The organism is Bacillus sp. NPDC094106 (assembly GCF_044764345.1).
Lineage (GTDB): Bacteria > Bacillota > Bacilli > Bacillales > Bacillaceae_G > Bacillus_A.
In genome coordinates this window covers 218,724-235,890 of record NZ_JBIWHY010000001.1, presented here as the reverse complement: position 1 = coordinate 235,890, position 17,167 = coordinate 218,724, and the positions used below count along the sequence as shown (strand labels likewise).

Here is a 17,167-nt window from a genome sequence, read left to right as displayed (position 1 = left end):
AAAATTTCTTTTTATGGGAATGTGTGTATTTAATTTATAGCATTGCTAAATCTATATGCGAACCTTCTTATTATGAACGGAAACGAAGATTTTTAAAAAATCTTATAGGAGTAATTTCTATGTAATATTTCTGTTTAAAATCGCTACACTATGTGAATAGATGGACAGAAAAGGAGTCGTTGTATGGAAAATACAAAAGTTCGTGTTGAAAACGTAACAAAAGTATTTGGAAAAAACCCTCAAAGAGCAGTTGCGTTATTAAAAGAAGGAAAAAGTAAATCAGAAATATTGAAAGAAACAGGGATGAACGTTGGGGTGAAAAAGGCAACGTTTGAAGTATATACAGGAGAAATATTTGTCATTATGGGATTGTCAGGAAGTGGGAAGTCGACTCTAGTTCGGATGTTAAACCAATTAATAAAACCAACAGCAGGTCATATATACATAGATGGAGAAGACATCGCAACGATGGGGAAAGAGGCGCTTAGGAAAGTTAGAAGAACGAAAATGAGTATGGTTTTTCAGAAATTTGCGTTATTCCCACATCGTACTGTCTTGCAAAATGTTGCCTATGGATTAGAAATACAGGGAGTTCCGGTAGAAGAAAGAGAAGCGAAGGCTCTAGAATCACTTAAATTAGTAGGCTTAGATCATCATAAAAATAGTTATCCAGGGCAACTAAGCGGCGGTATGCAGCAACGCGTCGGTATTGCAAGAGCTCTTACAAACGACCCAGATGTCCTACTTATGGACGAGTCATTTAGCGCATTAGATCCACTCATTCGAAAAGAAATGCAGGATGAATTGTTAGAGCTGCAAGATAAGATGGAAAAAACAATTATTTTTATTACGCATGATTTAGATGAGGCGCTTCGAATTGGTGATCGTATTGCATTAATGAAAGATGGAGAAATCGTACAGATTGGAACTCCTGAAGAAATTATGATGAGCCCTGCGAATGAATTCGTGGAAAAATTCGTTGCGGATGTGAATTTAGGAAAAGTTATTACTGCTGAATCTATTTTGAAAAGACCAGAAACATTATTAATTGATCGTGGACCACGTGTGGCACTGCAAATTATGAGAAATGCAGGCGTGTCTACTGTATATGTTGTAAATAAAAAACATGAATTCTTAGGGATATTAACAGCTGATGACGCAAGTAAAGCAGTTCAAAGACAGTGGCCGATCGCTGATTTACTGTTGAAAGATATTCCGCACGTGTATTTAGATACATTACTTGAAGAGACATATGCGAAAATGGCAGAGATGAAGCTCCCATTACCGGTTATTGATGAGCAGAAAAGGTTAAGAGGCATAATCAAACGAGAAAGTGTCATTCAAGCCCTTGCAGGAAATATTGAGGAAGAGGTGAATGACGATGAATAGTATTCCGCGTATTCCTTTAGGTGAATGGGTCGATACGTTTGTAGCTAGTCTATATACGCATTTTGAAGGGGTATTTAGAGGTTTTTCATACGTCATAGGTGGTTTCGTTGATTTACTTACAAACTTCTTAACATTGATTCCAGCATTTTTAATGATCATCATTGTATGTTTTCTCATTTGGTATACAACGCGGAAAATATCTTTAGTGGTTTTTGCGTTAATCGGTTTATTATTCATTTTAAACATTCACTACTGGGGACAAACGATGCAAACATTAGCGCTTGTTCTTACGTCGGTTATCATTTCCATTATTGTCGGGATTCCAATTGGTATTTTAGCATCACAAAATGAACGGTTTTCAAAAATTTTAAAACCAACATTAGACTTTATGCAAACAATGCCAGCGTTTGTGTACTTAATTCCGGCGATTACATTCTTTGGAGTAGGTGTTGTACCAGGAATTATTGCATCTGTAATTTTTGCGATGCCACCAACAATTCGCTTTACAGACTTAGGAATTAGACAAGTACCAGAAGACTTAATTGAAGCAGCAAATGCATTTGGTTCTACTGCATCGCAAAAACTATTTAAAGTCCAATTACCACTTGCAACGGGAACAATAATGGCTGGTGTAAACCAAAGCATTATGCTATCTTTATCAATGGTTGTTACAGCTTCACTTGTAGGTGCTCCAGGACTTGGGGTCGATGTGTATCGTTCAGTTACGCAAGTAAATATTGGAATGGGATTTGAAGCTGGACTAGCTATCGTAGTGATTGCGATTGTATTAGATCGAATTACACAAGGTTTTCATCGAAAAAGAAGAGGATAAAAAAGCATTCATTATATGAAGATAGTTACCGAAATGAAATTTTGAATTGAATATAATATGTCAAAACATATTTATGATGGAATTTTATCCCGCTATTTGTGGGTAGTAAGACTTCCACCTCAAAATTCAGTGAAAGCAAAGAAGTTAAGTGCGGGATTAACTGTCCGTAAAAGTACAATTGGTGAGGGCTGATAATCAGTGGGGAGGCAGAAAACCCCACTGATTAAAGTTTCATTTTACTTCAATGCTCTCTTTTTCACAAAAAATTTCATTATAACTTTAAATGAACTTCATATGAAATACAAATTGAAAGTGTATGATAAGGGTAGCGAATACGAGATGGATTTTATATTTGAATATTTTTATATAAAATAACGAAGAATTTGTGGGATGGCATTATCTTTATAGAAATGCTTTTTATAGACAAAACAAAAATAAATAAGATATAAAAAGGAGAGATTCTCATGGCAATGGCAAGTGAAATGAACAAAACTTTAATAACTGAAGAAGATGTAGATATTTTAAAAGTGATGGCGCATCCAGTACGTTTACAAATTGTTAATGAATTAAAAAGTAGAAAAACATGTAATGTATCACAGTTAACTGAGATTTTAGATATTCCACAATCAACTGTTTCTCAACATTTATCAAAAATGAAAGGGAAAGTATTAAGGTCTGAACGAAAAGGATTAGAAATGTATTACTCTATTAATAATACAAAGGCAAGTGAGATCGTTGGAATTTTAGGGTGTGTAAATTAATAAAATAATATATCAAAATTCATGCAGAATTTATAAAAAACGAGAAGATTAGAATAAAAAACATCTCTACATCATAATGAACATTTATGATGTAGAGATGTTTTTTTGTATGAACAGTAAAGTAATATTTGTTGATTTCTGAAAACTCTTACTAATCATTTATTTTTTATGTTATTATAAATTGTAAATTTAAGGAATGAGGGGATGGAAATGGCTACACAAAGTCAATCTGAAGAAAGCTGTTTTATATGTCAGAAACATAAAGGGGATTTTAAAGTACCAGGTGGAGTGATTTTTGAAGATGATCTCGTATATGTGGGACATGTTTACTGGGAAGAAGAAGAAACGTATCTTGGATATGTAATGATTGATATAAAAAGACATACGCCTGGGCTGGCCGAATTAACAGAAGAAGAGGCGAAAGCTTTTGGCTTAATTACGAGTAGAGTAAGTAGGGCACTTAAAGAATGTGAGGGCGCAGAGCATATATATGCCTTTGTTTCTGGCAATGGAGCCCCTCATATGCACATGCATATTATTCCGCGTTATCCAAATACACCGAGGGAATTTTGGTCACCAACTAAGGTTGCGAACTGGGAAAGTGCCCCTCATGGACAAGCAGAACAAATACAAAAATTATGTGAAAGAATTCAAACGTATATGGTGAATGAATATGCCTATAACAAATAGTACGGAATATCCATGGGTTGGTAGTGACGAAATGTGTTTAGGTAAAATTTCAGTTAAGCAGTATGGTAATGTAGTGCTTGGTAGATATGGTGGAAATACAAGTGCAGGCGCAAAGAAGAATGAAGATGGAGCTGTTGTGTGGTCTCATAATGATTGGGAGTTTATGATGATATTAGATGGACACAATAGTGCAGAAAGTACAGCATTGTTAGTGAATACAATACAAAATGAATCTGAAAATATAAAGGTTTTACTAGAAGAACCTATTGAAACAGCATTTCGTTCTATCGAAAATCACATACTTACAATTTTTCAATCGGATTCCTTTAAACAGGCGTGTCAGCAAGTAAAAGGTGAAACAGCTTGCTTAATATGTGTAAGAAAAGAAAATTATATTTGGTGGTTTTCTATAGGGGATTGTCTTGTTTATGTATTTCATGAAGAGTTACATAAACTAGGGCAGTATATGTTGAATCAACGTCATTTTTATGAATGGATTGGACATGTAAATACATTTTCTTTACCAGTTCCTTGTTATTCATCTGGTATTCAAGAACTGCGTACAGGAAAAAATAGAATTGTAATGATAACAGACGGTGTACTAGAATGCGGCGAACGTCGTTATGAAAATCCATTCCATTTGTATCAAGATATGTATGAAAACAAGCCAAAATTAATAGCATGTGTTCAAAATGTACTAGAGCACATTCATCATCAATACGGAAGAGATAGTGCGACAATAATTAGCTGGGATTATGAAAATCGTGCTTATGCTACTTACCCGAGTGATCAACCAGAGAAAATGCGATCTTCAAATAAGAGGTAGGAAATGAAGCGACCTTTATTACGGGCGGAGGCTATTATCATAAACGAGGATCTCGTTCAGTGTGACGATTATTGTTTTGCATTTTTTGTTTTAATACACTTGTATAGTGTTGGATTTTATAAAGAAGAGGGGGCTATTTTATATTGTGGAAATTTATAATTTTAATTGTAATTATTATCGTTTCGTTTTTTCTTTTGGAGAAATTGCTAAGAAAAAAATTACATATACCTAAGAAAAATAGATTTATATATAAACCTGTAAATGCTATTCATAAGTGGGGAGAAATTGTTATTACAATTATTTATTTAATTGCTAGTTTCGTTTTGATTGCTACTATGAATTATGTGAATTTGGGTTATTTCATGTTTGTGTTTTTTATTGTTTTACATATGTTTCGGACATTTATGGAATGGAAATTTGATAAAGAATCAAAGGAATATGTAATATCCTTTATAGGGGTTATATGTTTAACGATTACATGCAGTGTAGTAATGTATTTATTTTAGCCTTTCATCCTATTTGCAGGTAGTAAAATCCACGATTTAAGTTTCGGTGAAGTAATGATACGGTAAAATATCGTTGTAATTCTTTAGCAAATGGTTGTAGTTCATCTTGAATTGAGAGATTCATAAAAAACGTTATCTTTTCTAATCTAGCTTGTTTAGAAAGGATAACGTTTTTTGTATTTGAGAGTATTAAAATCTCTTAAAGTGATGAGCATATATGTAAGGTTTTTTGGTAAATTGCGGTTAATAAACTGTCTTATTATGACATTTTTTCATAATTTTTAAATAAAATATTATGTTTTTACGATATAATAACAGGAGTATCATATAAAGAAAGGGGATGTTTTTAATGAAAATTACAAATCATACACCATCATATGTAAATTATAATACTAAATTTGATGAACCTGAGAGAGAGGATCAATCTACTGTAGAAATTAAACATAATAATGAATATGAGAGTGAAACAGACCGTAGGATGAAGTTAATGGAAGAGAAGTATAGTAAGATTCATCATGAGGAAAACATGCGATACGCTGATCCTGAAAAACATATTTATGATAAATATCGTAGTCAATATTCAAAAGAATTCCGCCATGATTTAAGTAAAGAGGAGAGAGAGTCTGCATTGCAAGCAGAAATGAATATGCTTCATTATGGAAGAGTTGGATATTATAATACTTATGATTCTTTGTTTAGAGGTTCAGATCCTATTAATGGCGATGTAGCAAATCATCAAGAGAAAGCTTTTCAACGAGATCAAGTAAATCATCAGATTCAAGATTTATTTGCTAGAAATAACATCACTATCCCAAATGATGAGAACTTAACTTTCAGTATTAATCCGAATGATTTTCAAGTTGCTGTGACAGGTAGTAAGAATATACAACTAATGCAACAAATTGAACAAGTTTTGAATGATAAAACCAATGGTAAAGAATTGTTTTTGCATGTTTTCCAAAGTAGTGATTTGAATTCAGAACAAATGACGCTGGAGGCAAGACGTAAATATGGTTTGATTTCCACACTTCGATCAGGAACAGGGTATAATTTACGTGATTTAGAGAGTAAAGATGGCAAGTTTTTAACCCCTGATGGGCAAGATGTGTTTGATCTTTATTTGAATCGTATGCGTCTAAACCCGTACGAGCGTAATTATGTAGGTATTACGGCATCAGTATATGGTCCAAGGTATCATGAATTAGCGGAAAATGGTTTTGATGCGATGCCAGACTTAATATTATCTATTAATTATAGTAACAATAAGCTACAAGACATTGGTCAAAAAGAAAATTATAGTGATCTTCATTGGCTTGCTGATTTAGAGAAAAGTGTAAAAGCCGAAAATGAAAAAGAGTAGGGTTAGTTATACTTGGGGGCCTGCCACATGCCTATCAACCTAAGATTTTGAAGCACACTCAAAATGAAAAATTTTTCTCTTTACATATATTTATGAGAATTCAGTTCATTGTAGTTATTGAGACGTATGGTTTTGTGAGATGTTTTTAATGAAACTCCATTTCCAAGTTATAATAACTGTTTCAGAATAATAAAGTTGTTTGAAAAATAAAATGGTTATTTTAAAAGCGCGGTATAAAATACCAATTTTATGCCGCGTTTTATTTATTTTTTATATAATAAAAATAAGAATATTTCGATATTCACACAGTTAAGAAAAGGGCAGGGAAGGATTTAAATATTATAGATAAAGGGAGACGATTGTATGCGATATGAACATGAAAAATTAATGATCACAACAGAAAGGCTTATTCTTAGATTATTTCACCCATCCGATGCGGCAGCGGTTGCGACGCTTTGTAATAACTATAATATTTATAAAAGTACATTGTACTTGCCTTATCCGTATAGTTTACATGATGCATTATCGTGGATAGAAAACCATTACGATAATTTTATGGCGGATAAATCATATGAATTCGCGGTAACAGACAAGGAAACGGGAGACGTATTTGGAGCCATTGCATTATCGAACAATCAACGTTTTAACCATGGTGAAATAGCATATTGGATCGGCGAGCCATATTGGGGAAATGGTTATGCGACAGAGGCAGCACAGGCGATTTTACAATTTGCTTTTGAAGAAAAGAAACTACATAAAGTGTTTGCACGATATTTTGCGTCTAACATAGCTTCAGGAAAAGTTCTAGAGAAAATGGGTATGAAAAAAGAAGGTATTTTAAAGGCGCATGTCATCAAAGACAGTAAGTATGAGGATTTAGTATATTACGGAATTATTAATGAAAATGATTAATAATTAATATGCGAAATGAAGAAAAGGGGCTATAATTGACGATTCGCCTTCCGAAATGAAACAACTTTAATAACCTTCTATCAGTTAATGTGATAGAAGGTTATTGCATTTCTAGAAACAAAGTTAAACAAAGATCTACTTTGAAGGGTATTTTTTGTGAAAGGACTATAAAAGTATATATTTAATGATTCTGGTGCAAGAAATCTATAAAACTTGGACATACTTTAGAACCTTTTTGGAATTGAGTACAAAGAAAATTTATATGATCTTAGAGAGGAATTTACACAATATTTTTCTACTTTTAATGACAATACACATTCTTTTTGTGATATATTTATGAGTAATTTTTTTGCAGGATATAAAATAGAAAATACGCTTCATAAGGATATAATTATACAAAAATGGGATACGAATCATTTAGAAGAATGGCAAGAGTACACCTTACATAGCTTAGAAGATAAAATCAGGAATCAAGTACCATATGCAGGTATGAATGACTTTTCTATTTTTTTGTAGGATGTCTCGATATGTGCATTACATGTTGTTAATGCACTAACGGGGCCTTTCTTGAATAAGCGAAGAATATTGTTCATTCTTCTAAGTCTCTTAAAAATCAAATAATCCCAACTTTTTATCTAGAAAGTAATGAAGTGCCACGTACAAAGTTAGTTAATCAATTTAAGAAGCAGGGTTTCAAAGTAATTGCTGTGAAATTTGATTTACCTATTCAAATAATTAAAAATCGAATATTAAGTAATGATAGAAATACAACTATTTTACGTGCATTTACCAGATTTAGTAAACGATTATTTGAGGGATGCGTTATGGGCTTTCATGATTTTCAGTGGATTTGGGTTCCTTTTTCATAAACTGAAGAGCAAAAAGGTAGCATTGTTGAGTTTACTATTTGAATCAAATTTAATTTTCAAAGAAAAGTGAACTGTATCCCGAATCATGGACATTTAAAAAAGTCCATGATTCGGGGTTTTTGTGTATTTTTATAAGGAATCCTCGTTTTAATGGAGATAACGATATAAGCGTGGTACGGGAAATGAGTAAAGTTATTTTTATTAAACTGTTCATTTTATAGAGTATAGCTCAAAGGATTGAAAATTTTAAATTTTTTTACAAACAGCACACAAAAATGACATACTTCTATCTTACTTTTATATATAGGCGTCCAGTCCTGAAAATGCAAATTTACAACGTTAAGGGGGGTATATTGTTAAACATAAATGATTTAGCAACGATAAGACTTTTGAGACAAGTTGTATGAAACACTAAAAATCTTGATTTTGTGAAAAGTGGATTCAGTATCAATGGAGTAACCCTATTGATACTGGGGTTTCTGTATTAATATTGTAAATCCGCATCATCCGGGCGCTACCTCATATAGAAATTATTTCGTAAGTCATATGACTTGGAAATAATCACTACTATAAAATGAAAGGAATATTTAAAATGAAAATAAAATGGACCTATATTAGTTTAGTAGGAATTTTTTTGACAATATTTATATCTGGTTGTGCTAATTCCAAAGAAACTTCTCAAAGTACTCAAGCTGCTAAAGTGATAAAACAAGAATATGAGATTCAGCAAGGAGAGGAAAAATTATTTTTGCTTCATAAAAGCTTAAATAATAAAAAACAGTATTCATCTGATGAAATTGTATTATTTTTAGAACCATTTAGTGTACCTACAGCGCAAGCATTTGATGTACCAAAATATTCGTGGATGGATGAGTATGCCAAAAAAGGGTATGATACTTGGGCCATGGATTTCCGAGGATTTGGTCATTCTTCTCGTCCTAAAGAAATGTCAGAACCTCCTTCCCAAAACCGTCCGGTTATTCATTTGAATGATGCAACTAAGGATCTAGAAACAGTTGTAAATTGGATCAAAAAGAAAAGAGACGTAAAAAAAATTCATATTGTTGGATGGTCATACGGAGGCGTTGTCGCTGGAAATTATGCGATATCCCATCCTCAAGATATTAATAAACTTATTTTATACGGATATATGCATGGATTCACACTTCCTATGATGACAAAACCTCTTGAAAATCCATTACAACCTAATCAATTTAATCCTGAAGCATCAGCCTATCAAATGGTGGACTTTGATAAAGGAATGCATCATTGGCATATGATGATGGGAGAGAAAAAAATTGTTACAAATGAAGCAATGGATTCCGTAAAACAAGTGTTTATCAGTTCGGATCCTATGAGTAAGAAAAATAATCAAGCGATTCGTCGCCCAGTTGGTCCACTAGAGGATTTGTTTTACATTTGGAAAAATCAGCCTTTATATGATGTATCTAAAATTACCGCTCCAGTACTTGTCATTTATGGAGAAGATGACATGTTTGCAGACCGAAATATGATGTCAAAATTAACAGGTACAAAACAAAGAAAAGAAGTTGTAATCCCTGATGCAACGCACTGGGCTATTTATGAAAAGAATTGTAATACGTTATTCGAACAAACGTTAAACTTTATAGAAATGAAAGAAGGCAAAAAGGAATGAATACTTAAGTTAAATATAACATAATGAATCAAATTTAAATTTAAAAGAAAAGAACCCATTTTGATGAATTTATTTTCAAAAGAGGTTCTTTTTAGTTAGTGAGAAGTATGGCTTTGTGAGATATTTTAATGAAGTTTCATTTTCAAGCTATAATAACAGCTCTATTTGATTAAGAAGATGTAATTCTACATCTTCTTAAAACTTCTAAGAACAAGAAACTCCCATAATCTCCACGGAAGAATCTTTTTCGCAACAATCATCCATTTTACACCTTTTCCAATTGGGTATCGAAGTGTTGTATTTTTTGCTTCAGCAATCGCTACAATCTTTTTTGCAACATCAATTGGATCACCAAATGTATCGCTGCCGCTATTAATATGATTCTGTATTTTATCCATATACTCTTTATAGGGAGAGGTAGCTTCTGAATAATTTTCTACAAGCTCTTTTCCGACTTCCCAAATATTTGTATTATAAGAACCTGGTTCGATTAACGAAACGTCGATTCCAAATGGCTTTACTTCTAGACGAAGGGATTCGCTCCAACCTTCTAATGCATATTTTGAAGAAACATAAGGGGATAAACCTGGAAATCCAACTTGTCCACTAATACTACTTAAATTAATGATTTTTCCACTTTTTTGTTTTCGCATATAAGGCAAGACAGTTTGAGTTATCGATATAGCTCCAAATACATTCGTTTCAAATTGTTTGCGATATTCTTCTACTGGAATTTCCTCTACAAATCCACCACTTGCAAATCCAGCGTTATTGACGAGAAGGTCAATTCGGTTTAATTCTTCCAAAAATAACTGGAATGCATGTATAGAGTCTGGGTCTGTTACATCTAGCTGATGACTCTTAATATTTTGTTGCAAGTGTAATGCAGTGGCTTGAGACAATAATTCGGCTTGTTTATCGAGATTCCGCATTGTAGCGATGACCAAATAATCTCTTTTGGCAAGTTCAAGGGTAGTTAGAAGTCCAAATCCACTGGATGCACCTGTAATAACCGCGATTTTTTTATTCATTTTCCGCTCACTTTCTTTTTCTTACATCATAACGATTTCCACTTAGAAAATCTATTATTCTCGTCAATCAGAGATGTTGTTTCTTTACATATATTTGTGTAAACAGAAAAGGTTTTTTTTATTTTGACATTAGGTGAACCCTATAGTTTATATTTGGAATAGAAAAGGGGGATAGCATGAAAGGAACAATTACAATAAATCAATTGGCCAGAATTTTTGACATTAGTCATCATCAAATAAGATATTACGAAGAAAAGGGGCTATTGTTTCCGTCCTATGTTGATAAAAATAAGTACAGAAAATATGCTCTTAAAGAAATTTACCAACTTGCCCAAATACTAATGTTACGAAATTTAAATCTTTCAGTAGCTCAAATTAAAGATATATTTACAACTTACCAAAAAAGTGAATACCTGAATCTATTAAAGGAAAAATCGAATGAAATTATTGATGAAATCAAAAGGTTAACTGAAATTCAAAAATCTATAGAATACCATATGTATAACTTGACAAAAGAAAAGATAGATTCTACAAAGCATGTGGAAAATATCCATTTGAAAAAAATTATTACATTAAGAACAGATGAGAATTTAACTGCAAAAGATGTTTTTGAGATGAAGTTACCAATTCTATTGTTTGATAATGATATCTTTTATGTTTTTGAAGAAGATACGTATCACTTATGTATAAAAGCAGATGGTAACGCAGATTTTGTTATTAAAGAGGGGATGTATAAATCATTATATATACATGGGGGAACGGATGAGGAATTTGAGGAACAGTTACTTGCTATTATTGCTAAAGAGAACTTCCTAATATATGCCATAGAATATTCAAATGGAATTTTTATTAGTGGTGACATTCTTGAACTAGAAATTCTAATACCGGTAAAGGAGGATGAAGGTGATAATTAAAGAAATCGATAAATATGATAAAAACGAAGAAGTTATGCTTTTGAGAGAGTCTTTCATCTCCAAATGGACAAAAATTTTAGGAACAAATGATAATCAAAAAATTGATATGTATTTAGAATCATACGATCAAATTACAGAAAAACGTTTTTCAGTGATTGATGGTAATAATGGAATTGTAGGTATTTTTGGAGTAAATGCTTCAAATTTTCTCGAAAAGAACTTTAATAGCGGGAATAAGGATAGGTATTTCCCTTTTTTTAGGAAACTCAGATGGAGATTAGGGATGAGGCTACTTTATACTAAGCCTCAAAAAGATGAACTATATTTAAGCTTTTTTGCAATTAATAAGAGATGCCGTGGTAAAGGATATGGGAGAAAGGTTTTAGACGAAGTAATGAAAATAGCAAAATTCGAAAATAAAAGTACAGTAAAGCTTTATGTGTCTCAAACGAATGAAATTGCCATACACCTGTACCAGCGCTATGGTTTTAAAATACACAACACAGAAAGGTATTTATTAACAAAATGGTTCTTAGGGGAAGAAAATTGGTTAGTAATGAAAAAGAAAGTGGAGGAAAGCGATTGTAGATAAAATTTCATTGGTCTTCGTAGTATTTGTTCAATTATAATTTGAAAACTTGAGGGTTCGGATTCCCTCAAGTTTTTTTGTAAAATTGGTGGTTCCTGTGTATTAATGTCCGTAGGATACATGTTTTCCTAAATTTTTATCCCGTTGTTTCCCATTAGGCCTGTACGGTATCCATAATCTGCCAGGATTTTTTCGGTTAAATAAGAAGTTGTTGTCTTGCCGTTCGTTCCAGTAATGCCGATTATATTCATTTCATGAGAAGGATAATGATAAAAATGGGATGCTATAACGCCCATAGCGCGCCTAGCATCTTTCACGAATATCTTTGGAACATTGACATTTACATCTTTTTCAACCAGTAATGCTACAGCGCCATTTTGAACTGCCTCTTCAGCAAATAGATGCCTATCTGCAAGAAAACCTTCTATACCTGGAACACAAATAAACAAATTTCCCTTTTCGATTTTTCGAGAATCCATTTGTAGGCCAGTAATTTCTATATCCATATTCCCGGTAGTCTTTTTGTTAAAAAAAAGATCTGCAATTTCTTTTAATTTCAAGACAAACACCTCATATATTCAAAGTCTATTTCATTATAACTCTATTTTATTGTAAATTATTTAAATTCTGAAAATAATCCATGTGTATACTTAATATTCATGAAAAAAGTTAGATGGACCAGAGATATTCTTGATAAAAGATGAAAAAACATGAAGTTAAAATATTGCAAAACAGAATAAACATGAATATAATGGTAATTGAAAGAGCGAATTTTCTGACTTTGTTCTAAAGGGGGATTAGTATGTTCACAGAAGAAAGAAGGAGAAAAATTTTAGAGTTACTTAAGAAAGAAAGAAGAGTGATTGCGAAAGATCTCGCTGAAATGTTTGAGATGTCTATTGATTCCATTAGAAGGGATCTTTCCATTATGGAAGAGAAGGGGTTGCTGAAAAGAACACATGGAGGGGCAATTGAGTCTTCAAAAGTTAGAACATTGCCTGGAACACCATCTAAACGTTATGGAGAAGGATCAAAATATGATAATGCAATTGCAAAGGCAGCTGCTTCCTTCATTCAAAAGGGAGATTCGGTATTTATCAGCGGGGCTTCGATCCATTACACCATGTTAAAATATTTACCTAACACATATTTCACAGTCGTTACAAACTCCATGAAAATAGCTGATGCGTTAAGAGAACAAGAGTATATTGAAACATATCTAGTAGGAGGGAAAGTAAAGTCTTCTGGAAATATAACAGATTCGTTAGCATATGAATTCATACAACAATTCTCAATTGATCTTTATTTTTCAACAGGTGGAGGAGTTTCAACAAATGGTATAAGTACAGCAACACCGGAAGTAGCTAGTTTTGGTAAGGCTGTAAGCGAGATTTCGCGAAGAAATATTTGTTTAGCCCCTCATTATAAGCTTGGTGTAGAGTACTTTGTAAAAGGAGAATCGCTTCGAGAAATTGATCTTTTGATAACAGATGAAGAAGCAAATGAAGAAACCATTCAACAAATTGAAAATAAAGGTATGAAAGTGCTAGTGGCAAAATCTAGTGAGGAAAAAGAATGAGAAAGGTAGCGTTGTATTGTAAAAAAAAAAGAAAATAGACCGAATCCTTTGCACCAGGCGGTCTATTTCCTCTAAGTCATAGGGAGTCGTTGGTAGCGACTCCTTTATTTATTATATGCTTATTAAAGGATTTTTAAAAGGGACAGAGAACTACTGAATAGTAGAATAGTAGAATAGTAGGTATGTATAGTTGTCAACTACCCACCACTTAAACGCTAACACGTTTTGAAGTGGGGGCTTGTAAAAAGCCCTGGTTGTCTAGCCTTAGTCTTTCGTGGACTCCGTTCGTAGGTTGCATACCCAAGAATGATTCCCTAGTTCTTGGCTCTATGGTGGCTCTGTAACAGTTCTGATTGGGAAGGAACGATCAACCACAAGCCTTCTTGTATAAGAGAAGTTGCCAACACCTACAAACATTGGCGAAGGGAAACAAACTCTTAGGAGGGACAAAACATGCGTGTATTTGTCAAGAATGTAAGAGGAGAACCGCTTATGCCTTGCAGGAATCGCAAGGCACGGCTTCTTCTCAAACAAGGAAAAGCAAAAATTGTGAAGTACACACCATTTACGATTCAACTCCTATACGCCACTGGTGAAACGGTGCAATCCGTTGCAATTGGCGTTGATAGCGGAGCGAAGTATATTGGTATTGCGATTACTACTGCAGATAAAGTGCTAGCAAAAGGAACCATCCAGCTGCGTCAAGATGTCAAAGAAAATCTTATACTAAGAGCTACATTACGCAGAGGGAGAAGACAACGAAAAACAAGATATCGAAAAGCACGTTTTCTCAACCGAAAAAAGAAAGAAGGATGGTTACCACCATCGATTCAAAGCAGAGTGGATAACCAAATTCATTGGATTGAAACATTTCGCTCGTTAGTACCATCTCCAAAAGTGATTGTTGAAGTAGGAAAATTTGATGCACAAAAGCTGAAAAACCCCGATATACAAGGGATCGAATATCAACAAGGAGATGCCTTTGGCTTTTGGAATACAAGATATTACGTATTTGCGAGAGATAACTATACATGTCAAATTTGCAAGAAAAAAGGTGGCATTTTGCATACGCATCATATCATTGAACGATGCAATGGTGGCTCTGATATGGCAGAAAATCTTGTAACTGTACATGAAGAATGTCATGAAAAGTTACATCAAGGGAAGATAAAACATCGTTTTCCAAAGCCGAAATAATATAAAGAAAGTGCTTTTATGAATATATTGCGGCTACAAATCATGAATCGTTTAGATTGTGACATTACGTATGGTAGCTACACCACACCAAAGAGAAAAGAACTTGGATTAGCTAAAACGCATGCAAATGATGCCATTACGATTACCAATCTCATACAACTACAAGAATACGATCAAAGTGGTGAATTTTGCATCAAGCAATTTAGAAAGAAAAAACGCTCTCTGCATGAAGCAACCGCAAGAAAAGGAAGAAAAACAAAGAATACACGTGCAAAACGGAACAAGAAAAACACATCACATATAGATGGAATCTATTTAGGTGATAAAGTAAAGGTATTTGGACAAGTAGGATTTGTGACAGGATTTACAGGAAAAATGGTATACGTACAAAATATACATGGACAATATATAAAAAATCCTTCTAAATCTTATAAGCAAGTGAAGATGTCAGATATGGAACGTATACACCATACGAACAATTGGCAGTTCTTACACATCAGTTAGGCTAGGCCTAACCGAAATTCATCCCCATCTTACCGCTGGGTTCTTGCCCGTCAAGCGCTTGAAGATGGGGGCTTTTTTCGGAAATACGTTAAAATAAAGTTACGATGTTTCTATAAGCTTTTAATAATAAATTAGTTTAAAATAAAAGACTATATACTATACGCGAAAGAATATAAACAGGGGAATTATATGCAAGGATTTGATTGGTTTTAGAGGAAGACGAAGCCCATAGCGGGAGGCGTATCCGCAGATGCGAAGTATCGAGGACCTTAGAGAATAAGAATAATTAACTAAACAAGCGATTATAAATAAAATAAAAACAATCAGCTATCTAGACAAATGTAGCTTTGTAAAAAAGTTTGACTATTAAGGAGATATGAAATAAACTCTAAATTCTTATAATTAAGTAAATGGTGAGTTGGTGTTGGAGGTGATTACATGGGTTCAAAAGAAACAGCAGAAGAAAAAAGAGAACGCTTAAGACCAAACGAATTAAAAAATAACCCTACAGGTTCTCTGAATGATGGATTAAAGAGATCCGAAAATGGTAATCTAGTTGATTTAGTAGGCGGTATGGGGTGGAAAGGTACAGGTATATTAATTTTAGTGTTAATTTTAGGCTATATTATATACAATTATTTGCTCTAAAATGAAAGTTTACTAAGGTAAGGATTTTTGATCAAACTTTATTACAAAGTAACAGTATGTGTAATTTTTTAGGTAATGTGAAATCAATCTATAGGTGAAAGGAATATATTATGAGAATTAACAAACAAGAATTTTATGTGAATGGGATAAATTATATGATTAGATCGGCACTTGATAAAGATGCAAAAGAGTTGTCTGAATTAAGATTACAGATTGACGGAGAAACTGAAAATTTGGATAGAGAAAAAGGGGAGGGATTCATTGATACAGCGGGATTTAAAGAGATTATAAAAACGGACACTGAAAGTCCAAGAAACTTGTTTTTAGTCGCTGTAGTGAACGACCGGATTGTCGGTTTTTCAAGATGCGAGGGAGTTTATTTAAAGCGATTCTCTCATAAAGTAGAATTTGGAGTATGCGTATTAAAAGATTTTTGGGGATATGGCATTGGTAAAAACTTTTTAAAAGAATCTATATCTTGGGCTGACGCCAATGGTATTAAAAAAATCACTCTAAATGTTTTAGAGACAAACGATAAAGCGATTAAACTGTATGAGAGACTTGGTTTTGAAATTGAAGGTATATTAAAAAATGACAAAATCCTTTCCGATGGTAAATACTATAACACCATTATTATGGGAAGATTGAATGGGTAATATCTTAATAAAACTACATATATATACATCAATTAAAAAATTGACATAAAACCCCTCTTTTTAGGTGGGCGAGAGGATCTGGCCATGCATAGAAGCGGTTAGGGCCTTTTTCTGCCACATGCGAAGTAAAAACAGAAAGAACAAACGAGTGTAGGGTATTTTTTATTCCGTATAGCAGGGATTTAGATATCGAAAAATTAAAATGGATTTATATAGCAACGATTTCAATTGTAAAGAAGTAGAGTGC

General features: G+C 33.2%; 17 protein-coding genes and 3 pseudogenes. 18 read left to right on the top strand and 2 right to left on the bottom strand.

From position 1 onward, the window contains the following. Positions 1–183 precede the first annotated feature (183 nt). The 11 genes and pseudogenes from ACIQ7L_RS01320 (at position 184) to ACIQ7L_RS01270 (ending at position 9,802) form a co-directional block, all read left to right on the top strand. Complete coding sequence (locus ACIQ7L_RS01320; protein ID WP_400565748.1) at positions 184–1,389, top strand: quaternary amine ABC transporter ATP-binding protein; 1,206 nt, start codon at positions 184–186, stop codon at positions 1,387–1,389. Further along, the gene (locus ACIQ7L_RS01315; protein ID WP_400565746.1) at positions 1,382–2,221 is read left to right on the top strand and encodes an ABC transporter permease; all 840 of its coding nucleotides are present in this window, start codon (positions 1,382–1,384) and stop codon (positions 2,219–2,221) included. The genes ACIQ7L_RS01320 and ACIQ7L_RS01315 overlap by 8 nt, the downstream gene beginning before the upstream one ends. Before the next feature lie 464 nt (positions 2,222–2,685). Continuing rightward, complete coding sequence (locus ACIQ7L_RS01310) at positions 2,686–2,982, top strand: ArsR/SmtB family transcription factor (RefSeq protein ID WP_400565744.1); 297 nt, start codon at positions 2,686–2,688, stop codon at positions 2,980–2,982. Between the two features lie 210 nt (positions 2,983–3,192). Continuing rightward, a complete protein-coding gene (locus tag ACIQ7L_RS01305) occupies positions 3,193–3,672 on the top strand; it encodes an HIT family protein (protein ID WP_400565741.1) in 480 nt (159 codons plus the stop codon). After that, the gene (locus tag ACIQ7L_RS01300; RefSeq protein WP_400565738.1) at positions 3,650–4,498 is read left to right on the top strand and encodes a PP2C family serine/threonine-protein phosphatase; all 849 of its coding nucleotides are present in this window, start codon (positions 3,650–3,652) and stop codon (positions 4,496–4,498) included. Before ACIQ7L_RS01305 ends, ACIQ7L_RS01300 begins: the two co-directional genes overlap by 23 nt. A gap of 143 nt (positions 4,499–4,641) precedes the next feature. After that, positions 4,642–5,004, top strand: coding sequence for a DUF4181 domain-containing protein (locus ACIQ7L_RS01295; RefSeq protein WP_400565737.1), 363 nt, complete (start codon positions 4,642–4,644; stop codon positions 5,002–5,004). 349 nt (positions 5,005–5,353) lie between these two features. Continuing rightward, positions 5,354–6,364 carry a DUF4885 family protein gene (locus ACIQ7L_RS01290; protein WP_400565735.1) on the top strand — a complete coding sequence of 337 codons (1,011 nt, stop codon included), beginning with the start codon at positions 5,354–5,356 and terminating at the stop codon, positions 6,362–6,364. A gap of 363 nt (positions 6,365–6,727) precedes the next feature. Next, positions 6,728–7,276, top strand: coding sequence for a GNAT family N-acetyltransferase (locus ACIQ7L_RS01285; protein ID WP_400565732.1), 549 nt, complete (start codon positions 6,728–6,730; stop codon positions 7,274–7,276). 294 nt (positions 7,277–7,570) lie between these two features. Next, positions 7,571–7,792: pseudogene (locus tag ACIQ7L_RS01280) on the top strand (phosphotransferase enzyme family protein); the annotation flags it as partial. Between the two features lie 240 nt (positions 7,793–8,032). Beyond that, a pseudogene (locus tag ACIQ7L_RS01275) lies at positions 8,033–8,185 on the top strand (DUF2809 domain-containing protein); the annotation flags it as partial. A 552-nt stretch (positions 8,186–8,737) separates the two neighbouring features. Further along, the gene (locus ACIQ7L_RS01270; RefSeq protein WP_400565730.1) at positions 8,738–9,802 is read left to right on the top strand and encodes an alpha/beta hydrolase; all 1,065 of its coding nucleotides are present in this window, start codon (positions 8,738–8,740) and stop codon (positions 9,800–9,802) included. A 185-nt stretch (positions 9,803–9,987) separates the two neighbouring features. Here ACIQ7L_RS01270 and ACIQ7L_RS01265 read toward each other — a convergent pair whose 3' ends face one another. Next, positions 9,988–10,833 (bottom strand): oxidoreductase, encoded by an 846-nt coding sequence (locus tag ACIQ7L_RS01265; protein ID WP_400565728.1) that lies wholly within the window; start codon positions 10,831–10,833, stop codon positions 9,988–9,990. Between the two features lie 176 nt (positions 10,834–11,009). Between ACIQ7L_RS01265 and ACIQ7L_RS01260 the strand changes: the two genes are divergently transcribed. Together ACIQ7L_RS01260 and ACIQ7L_RS01255 are read left to right on the top strand one after the other, a co-directional pair. Beyond that, a complete protein-coding gene (locus ACIQ7L_RS01260; RefSeq protein ID WP_400565727.1) occupies positions 11,010–11,747 on the top strand; it encodes a helix-turn-helix domain-containing protein in 738 nt (245 codons plus the stop codon). Beyond that, a complete protein-coding gene (locus ACIQ7L_RS01255) occupies positions 11,737–12,339 on the top strand; it encodes a GNAT family N-acetyltransferase (protein ID WP_400565725.1) in 603 nt (200 codons plus the stop codon). The genes ACIQ7L_RS01260 and ACIQ7L_RS01255 overlap by 11 nt, the downstream gene beginning before the upstream one ends. 62 nt (positions 12,340–12,401) lie before the next feature. Here ACIQ7L_RS01255 and ACIQ7L_RS01250 read toward each other — a convergent pair. Continuing rightward, positions 12,402–12,896 (bottom strand): annotated as a pseudogene (locus ACIQ7L_RS01250) (Mur ligase family protein); the annotation flags it as partial. Between the two features lie 242 nt (positions 12,897–13,138). On the opposite strand from ACIQ7L_RS01250, the gene ACIQ7L_RS01245 reads away from it, so the two are divergent. The 5 genes from ACIQ7L_RS01245 (at position 13,139) to ACIQ7L_RS01225 (ending at position 16,920) form a co-directional block, all read left to right on the top strand. Further along, a complete protein-coding gene (locus ACIQ7L_RS01245) occupies positions 13,139–13,915 on the top strand; it encodes a DeoR/GlpR family DNA-binding transcription regulator (RefSeq protein WP_400565723.1) in 777 nt (258 codons plus the stop codon). Between the two features lie 453 nt (positions 13,916–14,368). Continuing rightward, positions 14,369–15,112, top strand: coding sequence for an RNA-guided endonuclease IscB (gene iscB, locus ACIQ7L_RS01240; protein ID WP_400565721.1), 744 nt, complete (start codon positions 14,369–14,371; stop codon positions 15,110–15,112). A gap of 18 nt (positions 15,113–15,130) precedes the next feature. Beyond that, entirely contained in the window at positions 15,131–15,616 is a 486-nt protein-coding gene (locus ACIQ7L_RS01235; protein WP_400565719.1) for a hypothetical protein, read from the top strand. Positions 15,617–16,054: 438 nt separating this feature from the next. Continuing rightward, positions 16,055–16,264, top strand: coding sequence for a DUF6366 family protein (locus ACIQ7L_RS01230; protein WP_400565716.1), 210 nt, complete (start codon positions 16,055–16,057; stop codon positions 16,262–16,264). A 110-nt stretch (positions 16,265–16,374) separates the two neighbouring features. After that, positions 16,375–16,920, top strand: a complete 546-nt coding sequence (locus ACIQ7L_RS01225) for a GNAT family N-acetyltransferase (RefSeq protein WP_400565713.1) — start codon at positions 16,375–16,377, stop codon at positions 16,918–16,920. Positions 16,921–17,167 lie beyond the last annotated feature (247 nt).

Coding starts and splice junctions, on each gene's coding strand:
- ACIQ7L_RS01320 (WP_400565748.1), top strand. CDS start 184: ATGGAAAATACAAAAGTTCGTGTTGAAAACGTAACAAAAGTATTTGGA.
- ACIQ7L_RS01315 (WP_400565746.1), top strand. CDS start 1,382: ATGAATAGTATTCCGCGTATTCCTTTAGGTGAATGGGTCGATACGTTT.
- ACIQ7L_RS01310 (WP_400565744.1), top strand. CDS start 2,686: ATGGCAATGGCAAGTGAAATGAACAAAACTTTAATAACTGAAGAAGAT.
- ACIQ7L_RS01305 (WP_400565741.1), top strand. CDS start 3,193: ATGGCTACACAAAGTCAATCTGAAGAAAGCTGTTTTATATGTCAGAAA.
- ACIQ7L_RS01300 (WP_400565738.1), top strand. CDS start 3,650: ATGAATATGCCTATAACAAATAGTACGGAATATCCATGGGTTGGTAGT.
- ACIQ7L_RS01290 (WP_400565735.1), top strand. CDS start 5,354: ATGAAAATTACAAATCATACACCATCATATGTAAATTATAATACTAAA.
- ACIQ7L_RS01285 (WP_400565732.1), top strand. CDS start 6,728: ATGCGATATGAACATGAAAAATTAATGATCACAACAGAAAGGCTTATT.
- ACIQ7L_RS01270 (WP_400565730.1), top strand. CDS start 8,738: ATGAAAATAAAATGGACCTATATTAGTTTAGTAGGAATTTTTTTGACA.
- ACIQ7L_RS01265 (WP_400565728.1), bottom strand. CDS start 10,833: ATGAATAAAAAAATCGCGGTTATTACAGGTGCATCCAGTGGATTTGGA.
- ACIQ7L_RS01260 (WP_400565727.1), top strand. CDS start 11,010: ATGAAAGGAACAATTACAATAAATCAATTGGCCAGAATTTTTGACATT.
- ACIQ7L_RS01245 (WP_400565723.1), top strand. CDS start 13,139: ATGTTCACAGAAGAAAGAAGGAGAAAAATTTTAGAGTTACTTAAGAAA.
- iscB (WP_400565721.1), top strand. CDS start 14,369: ATGCGTGTATTTGTCAAGAATGTAAGAGGAGAACCGCTTATGCCTTGC.
- ACIQ7L_RS01235 (WP_400565719.1), top strand. CDS start 15,131: ATGAATATATTGCGGCTACAAATCATGAATCGTTTAGATTGTGACATT.
- ACIQ7L_RS01230 (WP_400565716.1), top strand. CDS start 16,055: ATGGGTTCAAAAGAAACAGCAGAAGAAAAAAGAGAACGCTTAAGACCA.
- ACIQ7L_RS01225 (WP_400565713.1), top strand. CDS start 16,375: ATGAGAATTAACAAACAAGAATTTTATGTGAATGGGATAAATTATATG.